The sequence below is a fragment of the bacterium genome, from assembly GCA_035505375.1.
Lineage (GTDB): Bacteria > Hydrothermota > Tepidihabitantia > Tepidihabitantales > Tepidihabitantaceae > UBA2258.
In genome coordinates this window covers 32,598-49,637 of the sequence record DATJQV010000081.1, presented here as the reverse complement: position 1 = coordinate 49,637, position 17,040 = coordinate 32,598, and the positions used below count along the sequence as shown (strand labels likewise).

General features: G+C 61.9%; 10 protein-coding genes. 8 read left to right on the top strand and 2 right to left on the bottom strand.

Annotated elements, in window-relative coordinates; genetic code table 11:
- Positions 1 to 775: 775 nt before the first annotated feature.
- Positions 776 to 3,277, top strand: coding sequence for a FlgD immunoglobulin-like domain containing protein (locus VMH22_13225; protein ID HTW92650.1), 2,502 nt, complete (start codon positions 776 to 778; stop codon positions 3,275 to 3,277).
- A 130-nt stretch (positions 3,278 to 3,407) separates the two neighbouring features.
- Here VMH22_13225 and VMH22_13220 read toward each other — a convergent pair whose 3' ends face one another.
- Positions 3,408 to 4,745 carry a TlpA disulfide reductase family protein gene (locus tag VMH22_13220; protein HTW92649.1) on the bottom strand — a complete coding sequence of 446 codons (1,338 nt, stop codon included), beginning with the start codon at positions 4,743 to 4,745 and terminating at the stop codon, positions 3,408 to 3,410.
- 366 nt (positions 4,746 to 5,111) lie between these two features.
- Here VMH22_13220 and VMH22_13215 point away from each other — a divergent pair, with 366 nt between their 5' ends.
- The 4 genes from VMH22_13215 (at position 5,112) to VMH22_13200 (ending at position 10,621) form a co-directional block, all read left to right on the top strand.
- Complete coding sequence (locus tag VMH22_13215) at positions 5,112 to 6,656, top strand: RtcB family protein (GenBank protein HTW92648.1); 1,545 nt, start codon at positions 5,112 to 5,114, stop codon at positions 6,654 to 6,656.
- A gap of 65 nt (positions 6,657 to 6,721) precedes the next feature.
- On the top strand, positions 6,722 to 8,584 hold the full coding sequence (gene uvrC / locus VMH22_13210) for an excinuclease ABC subunit UvrC (protein HTW92647.1): 1,863 nt from the start codon (positions 6,722 to 6,724) through the stop codon (positions 8,582 to 8,584).
- A gap of 73 nt (positions 8,585 to 8,657) precedes the next feature.
- Positions 8,658 to 9,449 carry a 4,5-DOPA dioxygenase extradiol gene (gene ygiD, locus VMH22_13205; protein HTW92646.1) on the top strand — a complete coding sequence of 264 codons (792 nt, stop codon included), beginning with the start codon at positions 8,658 to 8,660 and terminating at the stop codon, positions 9,447 to 9,449.
- 98 nt (positions 9,450 to 9,547) lie between these two features.
- Positions 9,548 to 10,621, top strand: coding sequence for a hypothetical protein (locus tag VMH22_13200; GenBank protein ID HTW92645.1), 1,074 nt, complete (start codon positions 9,548 to 9,550; stop codon positions 10,619 to 10,621).
- An 11-nt stretch (positions 10,622 to 10,632) separates the two neighbouring features.
- Here VMH22_13200 and VMH22_13195 read toward each other — a convergent pair whose 3' ends face one another.
- Positions 10,633 to 13,242, bottom strand: coding sequence for a PEP/pyruvate-binding domain-containing protein (locus VMH22_13195; protein ID HTW92644.1), 2,610 nt, complete (start codon positions 13,240 to 13,242; stop codon positions 10,633 to 10,635).
- 88 nt (positions 13,243 to 13,330) lie between these two features.
- On the opposite strand from VMH22_13195, the gene VMH22_13190 reads away from it, so the two are divergent.
- The 3 genes from VMH22_13190 to VMH22_13180 all read left to right on the top strand — a co-directional run bounded on the left by VMH22_13190 (position 13,331) and on the right by VMH22_13180 (position 16,977).
- Positions 13,331 to 16,015: a S8 family serine peptidase gene (locus VMH22_13190; GenBank protein HTW92643.1), complete on the top strand. Its 2,685-nt coding sequence runs from the start codon at positions 13,331 to 13,333 to the stop codon at positions 16,013 to 16,015.
- Between the two features lie 191 nt (positions 16,016 to 16,206).
- A complete protein-coding gene (locus VMH22_13185) occupies positions 16,207 to 16,599 on the top strand; it encodes a DUF192 domain-containing protein (GenBank protein ID HTW92642.1) in 393 nt (130 codons plus the stop codon).
- A 159-nt stretch (positions 16,600 to 16,758) separates the two neighbouring features.
- On the top strand, positions 16,759 to 16,977 hold the full coding sequence (locus VMH22_13180; protein HTW92641.1) for a hypothetical protein: 219 nt from the start codon (positions 16,759 to 16,761) through the stop codon (positions 16,975 to 16,977).
- Positions 16,978 to 17,040 lie beyond the last annotated feature (63 nt).

Genomic DNA, 17,040 nt, shown 5'->3' with positions numbered 1-17,040 from the left:
CCGCACGCATCTAGCCAGGCCTAGTCCGGCATAGCGTTTAACTCACAGTCTCCTAGACCGCCCTACAGACAGTCATCCGTACTGCTCTGAGGTCCGTACGCAGGTTCAATCGGCAAACCGTCTGCCTGTTAATCCACAAGACCAACCCATAGTCCGCTCAGAATACCACCCAGTAGTGCAACCGTCAGTCCATCCGATAGTTAGACTACCGGTCGAATCTAACTATGGTTTACGATACCAACCACAGGTCTGACCGCTGGACCCACTACTGGACCGTCCACCAGACGGTCTACCGGACGGTCTGGTAGACGGTCTAGTAGAAGCCAGTGATGGTAGAAGAAATAGCTGCGGCTGTATACGTAAGACACGTAATCATTGAAGTTAGATTGACTAGTTAGTGTTGCATAGTAGCTCTGTAGACGTGCGTGCCTTGAAGTCCTGTTTTGCGCTAAAGCGGAGCCAAGCCATGACTACTGTGGCGCTCCTTCGCTCACTCCGCGCTCGTCTTTCAGTGTGAGTTGTGAATCTGCGCGCCGCCCCAGACCAGTACCGCGAGCGTGAACGCCGCCCACAGGGTCCGCGCCGAGGTTAGTTCCCGGCTGAGGTCTGCGATCTCGTCGGCATCCCTCTGCGTTCTGCCTCTTGGCTCTTGGCCTCTGACCCTTGACTCACGTCAGATGTGGCTCCCGCCAAGGCCTCCGGCCGTGAGCCGCTAGCTGTCAGCCGTCCGACCCGCCGATTTGACATCGCCGTCCACGAATCTTAGAATCCCGTGATGAGGATCGGCGTCTTGCCGGTGGTCAGCGTCTTGCTGTCCGCTGGCTGCCTTGCTTCGATTGCCTCTGCCCAGACGAACTGGGCGAGAACCTACGGCGGGCCAGATGACGACGAGGGCCGGTCTGTCCAGCAGTCTTCGGATGGCGGCTACATCATTGCGGGGCTGACTGCGTCCTTTGGTGCAGGGAATTATGATGTCTATCTCATCAAGACTAACGCTCAAGGCGATACGCTTTGGACCAGAACCTATGGCGGGACAGGCGATGACGAGGGCTACTCTGTCCAGCAGACTTCGGATGGCGGCTACATCATCGCGGGCTACACCAACACTTTTGGCCCGGGCGCGCCCGACTACGCCAATGTCTATCTCATCAAGACCGACGCTCATGGCGACACACTCTGGACTAGAGCTATTGGCAGGCTGGATGACGAAGTGGGCAACTCCGTCGAGCAGACTTCGGATGGCGGCTACGTCATTGCAGGCTACACCTACTCCTTCGGTCCCGGCACACCGAACAGCGCCAATGTCTATCTCATCAAGACAAATAGCTCAGGCGATACGCTCTGGACCCGAGCTTTGGGCGGGGCCAGCACCGATGTGGGGAACTCGGTTTGTCAGACTGCCGATGGCGGCTTCATCATCGCCGGCAGTACCGGCTCGTTTGGTGCAGGGGGGTATGACGTCTACCTTGTCAAGACCAACGGCCAAGGCGATACGCTCTGGACCAGAACTTATGGCGGGACAAGCGATGACGTGGGCAACTCAGTCCAACAGACTACTGACGGCGGCTATATCATCGGGGGCGGGACCTCTTCCTTCGGTCCGGGGACACCTACCAACTCTAATGTCTATCTCATCAAGACCAATGCTCAGGGCGATACTCTTTGGACCAGAGTGTATGGGAGAGCGCCCGGCGGGTACGGCTCCTCGGTCCAGCAGACTGCCGATGGTGGCTACATTATTGTCGGCGCGACCTTCTCCCAGTATTTTGTAGGACCCGGTGACGTCTATCTCGTCAAGACTGATTCTCAGGGCGACACGCTCTGGACCAGAACCTATGGCGGCAGGGGCGACAACGAAGGCTACTCGGTCCGGCAGGCCGCCGATGGCGGCTACGTCGTCGCGGGCTACACCGCCTCGGCCGGTGCAGGAAGCGATGACGTCTTTCTCATCAAGACCAACGGCGTTCTCGACGTCGGCCCGGTAGCCATTCTGTCGCCACCCGGAATCGCCGATTCAGGTAGCACGTATGTCCCGCGTGCTGTCGTCCGCAACTTCGGTCTGACTTCGGGTACACTCCCGGTGACGATGGAAATCGGCTCCGGTTATTCCCAAACTGTACAGGAGACGCTGGTCTCGGTGCCGCAGGAAACACTGGCGTTCCCTGCGTGGACTGCGGGTCCGGTCGGTTCAGTCCCGGTCACGTGTTACACGTCGCTGGCCGGTGACCAGAAACCGGCCAATGATACCTTCAGAGAGTCGATTCAGGTGAACGGCCCGCCGAGGCACGATGTCGGGGCGGTCGCGATTCTCGCGCCGCCTGGCTTGTTGCGCGCCGGCGACACCGCGATGCCGAAGGTGAGAATCAAGAACTTCGGAACCACTGCGGAGCGATTGTTCGGGGTGCAGTTCCGCATCAGTACGGGCTATAGCAGGACGGTGACTGTAACGCAGGCGCTCTCGCCTGACTCCACCATGGACCTGACGTTCTCAGAATGGGTAGCGCCGCCGGGTCAATGGGTGGTAAGTTGCTCGACGATGCTGGCGAGTGATGTGAACCGTGCCAACGACAAGGTCAGCTCTTCGGTGCAGACGTATCCGCAGTCGTTGCAGATAGGGCCGGACCAGTCGGACCAGCTCCAGGCCGGCCAAGGCAAGACCTATCGATTCTATGCTCTGGTTCAGGGAGACACTGGCGGAGTTGTCGAAGTGGCGCGGCCGTCCGCGTCGGCGGGTTGGAACGTCTGGCTCCGTGACGCGGCCGGCGCGAAGGACCTGACGGACACGGATGGTGACGGAATACCTGACCTTGGCTACGTCGCCCCAGGCGAGTCATGCTGGTTCTCGCTCGATGTGACGGCGTCTTCTGGTTTGATAGGCGATACGGCGTCGCTTGCTCAACGGACGTTCCTGATAGCCGGGCGCCTGGGCAATGACACGCTGGTTGCGGACACAGCCGTCTTGAACCTGACCCTAATGCCGGGCTTCTCCATCCACAACTTCCCGAATCCATTCAGCACTAGCACCTCGTTTGTCATCGGCCTGCCCGAAGCCGGCAAGGTGAGCCTGACCATCTACACCCGTGCCGGGGAGAGAGTACGTAGACTAATGACCAATGACCAAGTGCCAATGACCGCCGGTGTCCACATCGTACCTTGGGATGGAACCAATGACGATAGCCGTCATGTCGCGCCGGGCACCTACGAGTACGTGCTCGACTATGAGCACTCAGGCAAGACCGACCGCATCCACAAGCGACTGGTAATGTCGAGCCAGTAGGCGTTGCATCGCTGCAGTTGCGGCAGGCGACTGGGGAGCTTCAGGCCATGAGAGCAAGCCTAAGCTCAAGCACAAGCTCTGACCCGGCGGGGCCTGCCTAAGCCCCGCGCGAAACTAGAGGTCGGCGAGGTCAGTGCGCTAGGAGAGCATCGAGCTTCTTAGACAGTAACGCTGTGAGGTCCTTGTCGTACCCGACGTGGACGTCCGCGACTTTGCCCTTCTTGTCGACGATGAAGAGCGTCGGGTAGCCGGTCACGCCGTACTGCTTTGCGGTTTCCTTGCCCGCGATGAGGCTGGAGTATCCCGGCTTGACCTTCGTGACCGCGAACCGCGCGTCGTTTGTGTCCTTGTCCACGTTCATGCCCAGAATCACCACGGGCCGGTCGGCGTAGCGCCGGGCGACCTCGGTGAGTTTGGGCATGGCGAGCATGCACCACGGACAGTTCTTGTACCACCAGTCGAGCACGAGCACCTTGCCCCGATAGTCGCTGAGCGAGTGCTTCTTGCCGTCGAGGTCGGTGAGCGCCCACGCCGGAGCGGGCTTGCCGCGCCATTCCACACGAGTCTTGGTTTCGGCGAGCTGGTATGCGCTTGACTGTTGCTGCTGGTTGATGTCCCGTTTCAGCATTCCGGCCACGGTGCTGTCCTGCGTATGTTCAAGCGCGTTCTGGAGGATTGCCAGGGCGCGCTTGTCGGCCGCGCCGGTAGTGTCGTCAGGGTCGGCCTTGTCGCCTTCTGCGTCGTAGGCCTTCTTCACATCGAAGTAGGCGAGGACCGCCCGAATTTGCGGCGGCAGACTGGCGGCGTCGAACTTCGTGACGGAATCGAGCACGATTGTCCCCTGCGATTCCCGCTTGTTTGCCGTGTCCGCGCTCCTGCTCTCGCGCCGCAGCGGCAGACCGCGCCGGGTGTTGAAAGTCACGCGTGCCTTGGCAGTTTGTGGCCCGTAGATGCTGTCGAAGGGCGTGGACCGGTTCCAGTCGATGAGCCACAAGCTGTCGGACAGGCTCTTGTTGTCCAGCCGGTAGTGGTCTACCGACCCGACGAAGGTGTCGGTGTGCTGCCAGCCGGCCGCGGCAGCGCCCGAGTCGGGCGGCAGCGGCGGGAACAGCGCCGACACGTCCACGTCGATGGTCGACTGGTCGCGCAGCAACTTCCCGTCCGGAGTCATCTCGAACAGCTCCCAGCCGCTTTGCGCCGGCTGGTCGATTCGCTTGCCGGCGGTATCGGTCCTGTATGAGTTGTCCACGACGCGCATCAGCACCCGGAACGTTCCGCCGGAATCGCTGAGCATCCAGTGCTCGCGCAGTCGCGCGCTGTGGCTTGTGCCGTGCGGGTCCTTTGTGTCGGACAGGCCCGAGTACCACAGCACCATGCCCGGCTTCAGTCCGTACCGCGGCACCTGGAGCCCGGCGGCCTGAACCGAAGTCAGTCCGGCTGCAAGAAGAAGCAGAAATCGTATCATCATACAGTCCTCCTGTTGGGTAAGGCAGGGAGCTTAGCCTCCGGCAGACCTGAGTCAAGCAGCGATGACCGGACTGAGTCCGATATTGACGGCCACCAAGACACGAAGACGGAATGAAACGGGCTGGTGGCGTTCTGCACCCGTCTGTTACGGGTCTTTCGTGCCTTCGGGATTTCGGTGTCGGGATTGGAGACTTGCTGGTGAACGTTTATGGTCGAACGAAGCCAGAAGTTGGAAGCGAGATTACAGGGGTTGGAGTGTTCCGGAATTCCGCGGTCTGTGCTCTAGCTTCTAGGTTCTGACTTCGTCTTGTCCTGGGGGGCACTGGTCGCTGGTTGCGCACGGTGTCCCTCGTCTCTATACTCTCTCATGCCCACCTGGAACGGACCGTTAGAGCGGATTGACGATACCCGGCTGCGGATTCCGAAGAGCTACAATCCGAAGATGCGCGTGGACGGCATCATCTACTCGGATACCTCTCTGCTCGAGGACATCAAGCAGGACCAGGCGCCGGAGCAGGTGGCGAACGTCGCGACCCTGCCCGGGATCGTTGGGCAGTCTATGGCGATGCCTGACATCCACTGGGGCTACGGTTTTCCCATCGGCGGTGTGGCCGCGTTCGAGACGAGCGAGGGCGTCATTTCGCCCGGCGGCGTGGGCTATGACATCAATTGCGGCGTGCGGATGCTCCGGACGAAGCTGACGCGAGAGGATCTCGGGCTTGGGACACGATCCAAATCGTCGGACGATTCGGTCATGTCCCGCACCAGTCCACTACTTGAGAAGCTGGTCCGGGCGATGTACGAAAACGTGCCATCCGGCGTCGGGTCAAAGGGCAAGATCCGCATCTCGCAGACCGAGGTGGCACAGGTCCTGACCCGGGGTGCCCGCTGGGCGGTCGAAAAGGGCTACGGCACGGAGGAGGACCTCGAGTTCACCGAGGAGCACGGAGCCATGGCCGGGGCCGACCTGACCGGAGTGTCGGAGCGCGCGTTGGAACGCGGGATGCCGCAACTGGGCACGCTCGGAGCGGGCAACCATTTCCTCGAAATCCAGGAAGTGGCCGAGGTCTACGACCTCGGCGCAGCGCGAGACCTCGGGATTGCCGAAGGCCAGATAACGGTAATGATCCACACCGGCTCGCGCGGGCTCGGGTACCAGATATGCGACGACAACGTGAAGACGCTCGGCGCGGTTTCGAAGAAGTACGGCATCGAGCTGGTTGACCGGCAGCTCGCCTGCGCGCCCATCGAGTCGCCTGAGGGCAAACGCTATTTCGGGGCGATGGTCTGCGCGGCCAACTACGCCTGGGCGAACCGACAGGCGATCGCGCATTGGGTACGCGAGGCGTTCGGCCAGGTGCTCGGGCTTCCGTTCGAGCGACTGGGCATGGGCCAGGTCTACGACGTCGCCCACAACATCGCCAAGTTCGAGACCCACGCGGTCGGCAAGGATTGCGTCAGGTTGTGCGTTCACCGCAAGGGAGCCACGCGTGCGTTCGGACCGGCCAGGCCCGGTTCCGGAACCCAGTGCCATAATCAGACCGGCAGCCACGCCCTGCCGTCGCGCTACCGCCATCTCGGCCAGCCGGTGTTGATTCCCGGGGATATGGGTACATGTTCGTACCTGCTGCTGGGCACCGAGAAAGCCGAGACCGACACATTCGGCTCGGCCTGCCATGGCGCCGGCCGGGTATGGTCCCGTACCCGCGCGCTCAAGGAGACCGAGCGTCGCAACGTCGCCGAAGAGCTCAGGGCGAAGGGCATCATGGTGATGGCCGCCAGCCGCGAGGTGCTGCGTGAGGAAGTGCCGGACGCCTACAAGGATGTGGACAGGGTCGTGGACGTCTGCACACGGGCAGGCATCTGCCGCAAGGTGGCGCGCATGAAGCCGCTGGGTGTGGTCAAAGGATGACCCGCGCCTAGGGCGCGGAATGACGAATTCCGAAGTCCGAATGACGATTGAAACCCGAAACCCGAATGTCAGACCTGACCTTCGTCATTTGGTCATTCGGACATTCAATCGTCATTCGGGTTTCGAGCTTCGGGTTTGCACGTAGCACTGTGAGCTTCGCTGACAAGGTCGCCACCGCGCCCGAGGCGCCTGGCGTCTATCTACTCAAGGACAGCAAGGGCCGCGTGCTGTATGTCGGCAAGGCGAGAGTGCTTCGTGACCGACTCCAGGCCTACACTCAGCCGAAGGAAGACCCGCGGCTGCAGTCGCTCGTGAGCAAGGTCGCCGACCTCGAAACGGTCATCACCCGTTCCGAAGTCGAGGCCCTGATCCTCGAAGAGAACTTCATCAAGTTCAAGAAGCCGCGCTACAACGTGCGGCTGCGCGACGACAAGAAGTTCCCGTATCTCAAGATAACCGCATCCGAACCTTACCCGCGCATCTTCGTGACCCGGAACCTCAAGGACGACGGCAGCGTCTTCTTTGGGCCGTACACATCGGCCAGGGAGCTGCGGAAGGCGCTGAAGGCCGTGAAGCGCATATTCCGCATGCGGACGTGCAAGTACCGGCTCCCCGAAGACAGGCCGAACCGGCCATGCCTCGACTTCGAGTTGAACCGCTGCTCCGGACCGTGCGCGGACAAGGCGACAAAGGAGCAGTATGCCGGCCAGGTAAACGACGTCATTCGATTCCTCTCCGGCCGGTCGGACGAACTGGTCGAGCAGGTCGAGCAGAGGATGTGGGCCGCGTCGCAAACACAGGACTTCGAGACCGCGGCCGTGCTGCGAGACCAATTGATGGCCCTCCGCGACATCAGCAGGAACCAGCAGGCGGTAGTGCAGGACAAGACGAGCCGCGACATCATCGGGCTGGCCCGCGGGAAGAAGTCGGCGGTCGCCGCGCTGTTTCGAGTGAGAGAAGGAAAGATCGTTTCGCGTGAGGAGTATCCGCTGACCGCTGGCGAGAATGCGCCCGATTCCGAACTGCTCTCCACTCTGGTTCGTTCAATACACACTCACACCCACGATATCCCGGAAGAGATTATCCTGCCCGCGGCGATTGACGACGCTGAAGCGCTGGAGGCGTTGTTTGCCGAGAAGCGGGGACGAAAGGTGAAGATAGTCGTGCCGGAGCGGGGAGAGAAGGTGCGGCTGATGGAACTTGCGCGGGCGAATGCCGAGAAGGCGCTGGTCGAACTGAGACCGGAGGAACGAGTGCCGGCCGGTAACCGAGAGTTGGCCGACATTCTCGGACTCTCCGCGGTGCCGCGCCTGATTGAGGGCGTGGACATCTCGAATACGCAGGGCACGAACGCGGTCGGCTCGATTGTGGTGTTCCGCGATGACCGGCCGACCAAGCAGCAGTACCGCCTGTTCAAGATACGCACCGTGACCGGGTCGAACGACTTCGCGATGATGGAAGAAGTTCTGGCGCGGAGGGTGCGCGGTCTGCTGGAGAAGAACCGGCCGTTGCCCGACCTCGTGCTGGTTGACGGCGGCAAGGGGCAGTTGTCTTCAGCGGTGAAGGCCTATGGCCAGTTCGACACCGAGATACCCATTCTCGGTCTGGCCAAGCGAACCGACACGCTCTACTACGACGACGGCAGGGAAATCACGATTCCGGTGACGTCGCCCGCTCTGAAACTGCTGAAGCGCATCCGGGACGAGTCGCACCGGTTCGCGATCACCTTTCACCGCAAGCTGCGCGGCAAGAAGATGGTCGAGTCGGAGCTGGATGAGATTCCGGGGCTCGGGCCGTTTCGGAAGAAGGTCCTTATCCAACACTTCGGCTCGCTTGACAAGCTCCGGCTGGCCAGCGTTGACGAGATTGCCAAGGTCAAGGGCTTCGGTTCCGCATTGGCCCAGAAGGTTTTTGAAGGGCTTCGGTGAGGGAAAACAGGGACGTTACCGCGCTGAGTCGGACGCAAGCGCTCCGTGGGAGTGTCCCTCATTTTCCCGTCTTATGAACGGCAACAAACTAATGCCGGTGCTGTTCGTCGGACATGGAAGTCCGATGAATGCCATTGAGGACAATGCCTTTGGTCGTGGTTGGGCACGTGTAGCACGCACTCTGCCTAAGCCCAAAGCCATCCTTTGCGTTTCCGCACACTGGGAGACCGCTGGCGTGCAGGTGACCGCGATGGAACACCCGCGCACCATTCACGACTTCGGCGGGTTCCCGGAAGAGCTATACCAGGTCCAATACCCGGCGCCGGGCAGCCCGGAACTGGCGCGGCAAGTAGCCGGCTTTGTGTCCGGTGCCAAGCTCGACAAGGGCTGGGGTTTGGACCATGGGTGCTGGGTCGTGCTGTCCCGCATGTTCCCTGATGCAGATGTCCCGGTTGTGCAGTTGAGCCTGGACTACGATGCCGAACCAAAGCGACATTTCGAGATTGGAGCGCAGTTGGCTCCGCTGCGGCGGGAGGGAGTGCTGGTAGTTGCCAGCGGGAACATCGTTCACAACCTCGGCATGATGGAGTTGCGGGGCGATGACTTCAACGAGCCCTTCGGGTTCGACTGGGCGGTTGAGGCGGACCGCAAGTTCCGCGCGCTTGCCACGAAGCGCAGCTACAAGGAGCTCTTCGACTACCAGTCGCTGGGTCGTCCGGCGCAGCTCGCGGTGCCGACGCCCGAGCACTACCTGCCGATGCTCTACATCCTCGCGCTCCGCGGCGAAGATGAGCCGCTCAAGTGGTTCAACGACCAGCCGGTGGCCGGCTCTCTGACCATGACCTCATTCGTGGTCGGCGCGTAGCTCACGCACGGTCGTCAGCAGGTCGCCGGCCTGACCTGAAGGCCGGTTGACGAGCGCCGTCCCTGCGGTATAATCCCACGACCGCAAAGGAGGTGCAAATGCTGAGATTCGCGTTAGCGCTCGTGCTCGCAGTCGGGCTCTTGGCCGCTGCGCAGGTGATAACCGGCGGCTGCGTCGTCGATACTCGTGCCGCTGTCATGCCCGGCACGAATACGTGCGGGCAACACTTGGACTCGCACGAATTGCTCCTCAATCCCGGATTCGAGACCGGGTCGCTGCCGCCTTGGGTGAGCAGCAACTGGGTCGTGACCACGACCTACCCACACAGCGGTACGTACTGCGCCTGCGACTCCGGGAATTACCCAATCATGCAGTCGGTTGACACAACACCGGGGAGCGAAATCCTGAGCGTCACCTTCTGGTCGCGCCAGCCGAACGCGCAGGTGATGGCATACGACTTCCTCTATTCGGATGGGTCACAGGGAGAGTTCATCTTGAATCCGACGGTTGCCTGGCAGCAATACGACGTCACAAGCAACTTGAACCGGAGCAAGAGCCTTGTCGGTTTTCGCCTATGGGGCTACTCGGGCCCGGGGACCGAAAGCACGTACGTCGACGACGTCTCGCTCGTGAAAATCTATCACGATGTGGCGGTCACGGCGATAGCCTGTCCGCGCGACACGATTGCGCTCGATTCCACCTACAACCCGGTCTGTCGGGTGGCGAACCTGGGCAACGTCGCCGAGTCAGTCCAGACCGTGATGGCGATCCAGCACGTCGGCCTGGCCTCCTACTATACTGACACGGTCTACGTCGGTGTGCAGCCGGGAGACTCGGCGAACGTCCAGTTCAAGCCTTTCCATCCGGACTCCGCTGTGGAACACCGCGCCTCCGCCTGGACGACGCTGGCAAACGACTCGAACCACGTGAACGACACCCTGCGGCAGTTTTTCTGGGTGTCAGGCGTCGAGGCGGTCGCTGAGCAACGGCCCGCAGTCGGTAAGGCGCGACCAGGTGCGACGCTCATGACCGCGGTCTCTTTGCGTTCCCTGCTGTCCAGCCGTGCATGTTCGGTGCGAGATGCGTCTGGACGCCTGGCTGTAGAAGTGCGTCCCGGCGTCTACTTTGTGAGGACCGCAGGGCTCGTTCGAAAGGTGATTGTCAGCAGGTAGAAGCCCGGCTACTACAGGATTCGCACTCGGCCGTTATCGCCGTCCACCTGAATCATCTGCCCGGTCTTGATTAGCTTGGTGGCCGGGCCGACGTTCACCACCGCCGGGATTCCGTACTCACGCGCCACGATGCTGCCGTGGCTGAGCAGCCCGCCCTGGTCCATGACGATTCCGGCCGCGGGTATGAAGTAGGGCGTCCAGCCCGGGTCGGTGAAGGGCGCGACGAGGATTTCGCCGGGCAGAACCTGCTCGGTACCGGCGAGCAGCACCACGCGGGCCGGACCGGTCACGATTCCGGGGCTGACCGCTAGCCCCTTGAGTTCCGCTGATGCATCGACGGTGTCCGGCTTGTGCTTGTCTGGGTCGTAGCGGCCGACGATGATCGCCGGCGGTGTCAGCGCAAGGTTCCATTTGTACTCGGCCCGGCGTTCGGTAACCCTGCCCCGGACGTCAAACCCGGCCTTGCCGGAAACGACCGGCTCGATTTCCTCGAACCGAAGGAAGAAGATGTCGTCGGCTTCGGCCAGGACTCCATGCGCAGTCAGTCTGCGCCCGAGTTCGACCACAAGCTCCCGTGTGTCGGCGAAGACGCGTATGCCCGCGTCCTTCACGTTTTCGCGGATGGCGGCAGAGAGCTGGGCCTTGCGCACGACGTAGCTGAATACCCAGCGCTTGACCGGGTTACTCGTGATGGCGAGCAGCTTCGCCCGCAGGCGGTCGCGTTCTTCCGCGTGTCGCCGCTGGTCGGCTTCCGGGTCGGTCTTGCCTTCGCCCCTGATGTAGTTGCGGACCACGTCGAGCACGTAGTCTGGCTGTTCGCGCCAGCGCGGGTTGTACATGTCCATTTCGCCGCGCGCGTGGTGTCCGTGACGGTGCATGAATCGGTCCCAGCTTGCGAGGAAGTCGCGTCCTGCTGTCGTCTCTTCCAGTTGTCCACGCAGTTCGGACCACGTCATCTGGGAAAGGATGGCGGACTTCACGTCGGGGGACATGGCCGCCGTGCGAGCGAGCCGCCAGAGTTCGATGCCGGCGTTCGCGCTCTGGAGTTCGCCGGTCCCAGCCAGCAGGCGGCTTGCGTTCACGCCGGTCTCATCCTTGAACCACCTGCGGCACAGGTCGTACAGCACCGACGTGAACATCATCCCGCCGAGCGCGTAGCCCAGTGCCTCACCGCCGGCCCCGAGTTGCGCAAGCGTGGTCACGGCCTTCGCCGACAGTTCCTTGTCCGAGAATCGGGTCACGTCCGGCCGGGGCTTCTTCTCATAGGCCTCAACCGCCGCGCTGACCCACTTCCTGCCGCGGCCCGGTCCGTGTCGCGACATCCAGAGCATGAACCCCGGGAGCTTGAGCAGGGTCTTGAGCGGGCTGACCTTGATATCAGGCATGTCGCCGGCTCCGATTTCGAGCTTGGCCCGGTCTTCGGGCTTCAGGTCCTGGCCGCCGAACATCTGGGCCTGGTTCATCCGGTTCGCAAACGGCATCCGGCGCACCATCCCCATGAAGGTGTTGAGGTTCGTGTAGGCGCGGCCCGCGACCTCGCCGATGAACGGGTTCTCGCCGAACGAGATGCCAAGGCGTCCGATGACGCTTCCGAGCAGCTTGCCGACGTGCTCGCCAACCGTGGACCAGACGAGCGGCGTGAGCACACCGGGCAGGACTTCGGCGGTGTTGGAATTGGACCAGACCTGGCGGTCCTCCCATGACTTGGCCGGGGCGATAGTTGTTATCGGTCTCGACTGGAGGATGAACAGGTTGGAACCGGCCAGCGCCCATTCGATGTCCTGCGGCGTCCCGAACAAGCGTTCGACCTTGAGCGCGAGGCGGGCAATCTGCCCAGCGGCTTCGTCGGAGATTGACGGCTTATCGGACCGGCCCGGCGGCACGGGCTGCTCGGCGCTGGTCCCGGTCGGGGACAGGACGGTCTCGATGGACTTGGTCGAGATGGAGCGGTCCACGACCTGCTCCGCGTCACGCGTTATCACGAACCGGTCAGGCGTTACCTTGCCGGACACGAGCGTCTCGCCGAGTCCCCAACAGGACTCAACAGTGATGTGTTTGGGGTTGCCGGTGACCGGGTCTGCGGTGAAGATGACCCCGGCCGCGTCCGCCGCTACAAGTTTCTGCACCAGGACAGCCATGGCCGTCTTGCCGTGGTCGAATCCGTTCTCGGCGCGATAGTCGAATGCCCGTTCCGTCCAGAGCGAGGCCCAGCACCGCTTGACAAGCTCGACGCAGCCGTCAGCGTCGGTCGAGCGCAGGTAGGTGTCGTAGAGCCCGGCGAACGAATGGCCGGGAAGGTCCTCGGCGGTCCCGGAAGAACGGACCGCGACCTGCGGCGTGTGCAGTCCGGCAAACGCAGCGCGAATCTCGGCGGCGGCGTCTTTGGTCAACTCGGCAGTGGTGATGAGTTCCCGGATTTCGGCCAGGCGTTCACGTCGCATTTCTCCGAGCGGCAGTTGAGAGAGATGCGCGCGATACGCCTCGGTCGTGACGCAGAATCCGTCCGGCACCGGCAGGCCGGCCCGCATCAGCGCGGCCAGGTTCAATGCCTTGGCGCCAACCGACGCGCCTGCCTCAGGCGGCACTTGCCGAAGCAGGACGACGCTTGTGAGCGTTTCCACGTCCGTCAGTATGACGACATCGCGGTCAGAGTCAATAAGCCCCGGACGCTGTTGCCATTGGAATTAGGTGATGTACACTTCATAGGTAATGAGGAAGACCATGGCCGCAGTGCTCATCTTGGCAGCTACGACATTCGCGGCAAACCCTTTCCGCCCCGCGGGCCGCGGCAGCTTCTCGCCGCAGGCCAACCCGGGTGATTTCAAGGTCGGGTTCTGGGACAGCCGCAAGTTCGACCCCCTGACCGAGCAGCCCGAGTTGCCCCCGGCGCTTCAGATGAGCGAGTACCCGGGAGACGGAACCGGCTACTATCTCGTTCAGTTTGGAGGTCCGGTATACAGTATGCAGATAGACCAACTGCAACGCGCCGGCGGCAAGTTCCTGGGCTTCCACTCACGCTACCTCTCATTCGTGAAGATGAACCGCGCCGTCGCCGGGAAAGTGGCGGCACTGCCGTTCGTGCGCTGGGTCGGAGTGTACCAGCCCGGGTACAAACTCTGGTCGCGCACGCTTGCCAGTACCGGCTTTGGCCGGGTCTCCGTCGTGTTGTTCTACCCCGAGGACATCGAGGCGGCGAAGCGCGACCTTGCCGCGCTCGGACTCAAGTTCGTGCGCTCAGGCGTCTCGAAGAACATGAAAGTGGTCGAGGTCGACTGCTCGCGGGAGCAACTCGCCGCCATCGCTCGCCTGCCTTGGGTGTTCTCGATAGAGGAATGGCACCGGCCCGAGGCGGAGAACGACTCGTGCCAGTGGGTTGTGCAAGACTGGACCAAGAACGTGCGCAAGGTCTGGGACAATGGCGTCCGTGGAGCCGGCGAGATTCTCGGCTACAGTGACGAGGGCCTCAACGTGAACCACTGGGCCTTCTACGACGCGTCGGTTCCGATCACCGATACTGGCGAGTTCCCGACCCACCGCAAGGTCGTAGCGGTCAAACTCTATCCGGCGGACACGAGCTTCGTCTGGGACACAGCAGTCCACGGCACGCATGTCGCTGGAACCATGGCAGGAAATGACTCCGCCAATGGCGGCTCTGGCCGATATGATGGGCACGCCAAGGATGCGCGCATCGTCGTCCTGAGCCCCATCCCGTCGCCTCCCGGTAACGATTTCACAGTGCCGCTCAACGAGATCACGAACGACCTGCGCCACCCGGAACTACGTCCGCACACCATTGGCAATTCGTGGTGGACCGGGGACCTGGGACAATACACCACCGCCTCAGCGACGTTCGACATGTTCTCGTGGGAGAACCGGGACATCCAAACTATCAAGTCGGCCGGCAATCAGTACCACACTCAGCGGTACACGATTACCGAGCCCGGTAATGCCAAATCCATCATCGCGGCCACGTCGGTGCAGAACGGGACAAACGCAAACCTGCTGTCCAGCTACTCGTCGGACGGCCCGGCGCCGGACGGCCGCATCAAGCCGGATATCTCGGTGCCCGGCGAGAACATCTACTCAGCCTTTGCGAATTCCGAGAGCGGCTACGCCCAAATGAGCGGCACCTCGATGGCCTCGCCCTGCGTGAATGGCTGCATTGGATTGTGCCGTTCGTACCTGCGCAAGGGCTACTACCCGTCCGGCACCGCGACACCGGCCGACACCTGGGGCTATGTTTCAAGCGCGATGCTCAAGGCGATGATATTCGTATCAGCCGACCCTGACGTAGAGAGCTACGTAGTACCGAGTGTGTACATCGGCTGGGGCCGGATTGACCTCGACTCGGTGCTGTACTTCACCGGCGACACGCGCAAGCTGCTTGCCTACGATGATACGACCGGGCTTGCGACGGGCGACTATCGGGATTTCGACTTCCACGTGGATTCGACCATGCCGCTGCGCGTTGGCGTGGTCTGGACCGACACCGCGGCCGCGGCCGGCGCGAACCCGGCGCTTATCAACAACCTCGATTGCCTGCTGACCGCGCCCAATGCCGGCTTCTACAAAGGAGACCTTTATACCAACGGCCAGTCAACTCTGAACCCATCGGGTGCGTACAACAACCTCGACCCGGAGGAGATGTTCCGCGTGAACCAACCGGCCGCCGGTCTTTGGACGCTGCGCGTAGCAGCGCAGAACGTAGTGACGCGACGTCAGCCGTACGCGGTCGTCATCACCGGCGCGGTGACGGTGGGCAACGTCCACGATGTCGGAGTGACGAAGGTCGTCGCGCCTGCCGATACAGTTGATTCAGGCACGGTCGTGACACCGACTGCCGTAGTCCGCAACTTCGGCACCTACCAGGAGACCTTCCCCGTCAGGATGAAGATCGGGACGACCTACGCCGATTCGGCCCAGGTCACACTTGCGGCCGGGGCGCTCGATACGGTCAAGTTCACCGGCACCTGGACTGCGGACACGATTGACACCTTCGACCTGAGCTGCTTCACAAAGCTCACTGGCGACCAGTTCCCGGCGAACGACACGGTGGCGGTGAAAGTCGTAGTACGAACGCCGCCCGGCATCGAAGACCGCGGTACGCTGCCGCGAGTATTCGCGCTCGACCGTGCGCAGCCCACACCGTTCTCCGGCAAGACGACTATCCGCTTCAGCATTCCCCGCACGACCCAGACCAGCATCAACATCTATTCCGCCACCGGCGCTCTGGTCCGGGTCCTCTCCGCACCCAAGTCCCTCGTCCCTCGCACCTATTCCCTGGTGTGGGATGGCCGCGACGACCGGGGTGTGGCTGTACCGCGCGGTGTCTACTACTGCCGCATGGCCGCGGGCGAGTTCCGGGCCATCAAGAAACTCGTCAAACTCGATTGACGCCAGGGCAACAAGTATCCGCAGATTGCGCAGATTACGCAGATGGCCCAATTTCCCCTGTCGAGAGAACAGAATCTGTGGAGTCTGCAGAATCTGCTGATTGCCTGCTATCTGGATTCTGGTCTCTGAATTCTGGACTATCCGTCTTTCTCTTTTGACACGGCCGGTGTCGCGGCTATCCTGACTAACCTGTGGTAGCACCTCAGAAGCCCAACACGGCCGCCATCAACGTCACCAAGGGTGTTGCCATCGCCTCCGAATTGGAGGTCGCCAATTCATTCGCGGCACGCAGCAAGGGCCTGCTCGGACGCAGCGGATTGAAGCCCGATACTGGTTTGCTCATCGACCCGTGCTCGTCGATCCATATGTGGTTCATGCGTTTCCCGATAGACGTCGTCTTCCTCGACAAGAAGAATCGTGTCGTCGGCCTCCGTCGCAACCTGAAGCCGTGGGGCATGGCCGGGTCCTGGCGCGGGACAAAGACGATTGAGTTGCCGGTCGGTGTCATCGCGTCAACCAGAACTCAACTCGGCGACATCGTGGCCTTCCAGACTTCGGCTGCGAAGCCTGACCCCGCCGCGTAACCACGGAATCGGTCCTCTAAATAGGGACGCTACCCATTTTCCGCTCATTTGTAGCTAAGTTGTTAATCTACTATGCGTTAAGCCGCGGTATCGGCTGAAAAGGTCATGTCGGGAATCGCCTTGGGAACCGTTCCCGGAGCGGTTCGGGAGGCGGTTTCCATGGCGACTCGCAAGGGCACTCGGAAGTCGACTCTCGGCCCGGTTTCCGTGGCGGAGTGCACGGTGATTCGCCGTTTGAGTCTCGCCGCGACTGCCGCGGCGATTCTGACGGCGATTTGCAGAGCGGTTCGGACCGCGGTTTTCGTCGCGACCCCGATGGCCTTTCCGGCTCTCGATCCCTCGATCCTTCTGTCTCTTGGTTTCTTTCGCCTCGTTTGACATATAGGGCTTTTCATATTATCCTTTCTACGTCTGACGGGCAGGCTTTGCCGGCCCGGAGGA

Coding starts and splice junctions, on each gene's coding strand:
- VMH22_13225 (HTW92650.1), top strand. CDS start 776: ATGAGGATCGGCGTCTTGCCGGTGGTCAGCGTCTTGCTGTCCGCTGGC.
- VMH22_13215 (HTW92648.1), top strand. CDS start 5,112: ATGCCCACCTGGAACGGACCGTTAGAGCGGATTGACGATACCCGGCTG.
- uvrC (HTW92647.1), top strand. CDS start 6,722: ATGTCAGACCTGACCTTCGTCATTTGGTCATTCGGACATTCAATCGTC.
- VMH22_13190 (HTW92643.1), top strand. CDS start 13,331: ATGAGGAAGACCATGGCCGCAGTGCTCATCTTGGCAGCTACGACATTC.
- ygiD (HTW92646.1), top strand. CDS start 8,658: ATGAACGGCAACAAACTAATGCCGGTGCTGTTCGTCGGACATGGAAGT.
- VMH22_13180 (HTW92641.1), top strand. CDS start 16,759: ATGGCGACTCGCAAGGGCACTCGGAAGTCGACTCTCGGCCCGGTTTCC.
- VMH22_13220 (HTW92649.1), bottom strand. CDS start 4,745: ATGATGATACGATTTCTGCTTCTTCTTGCAGCCGGACTGACTTCGGTT.
- VMH22_13200 (HTW92645.1), top strand. CDS start 9,548: ATGCTGAGATTCGCGTTAGCGCTCGTGCTCGCAGTCGGGCTCTTGGCC.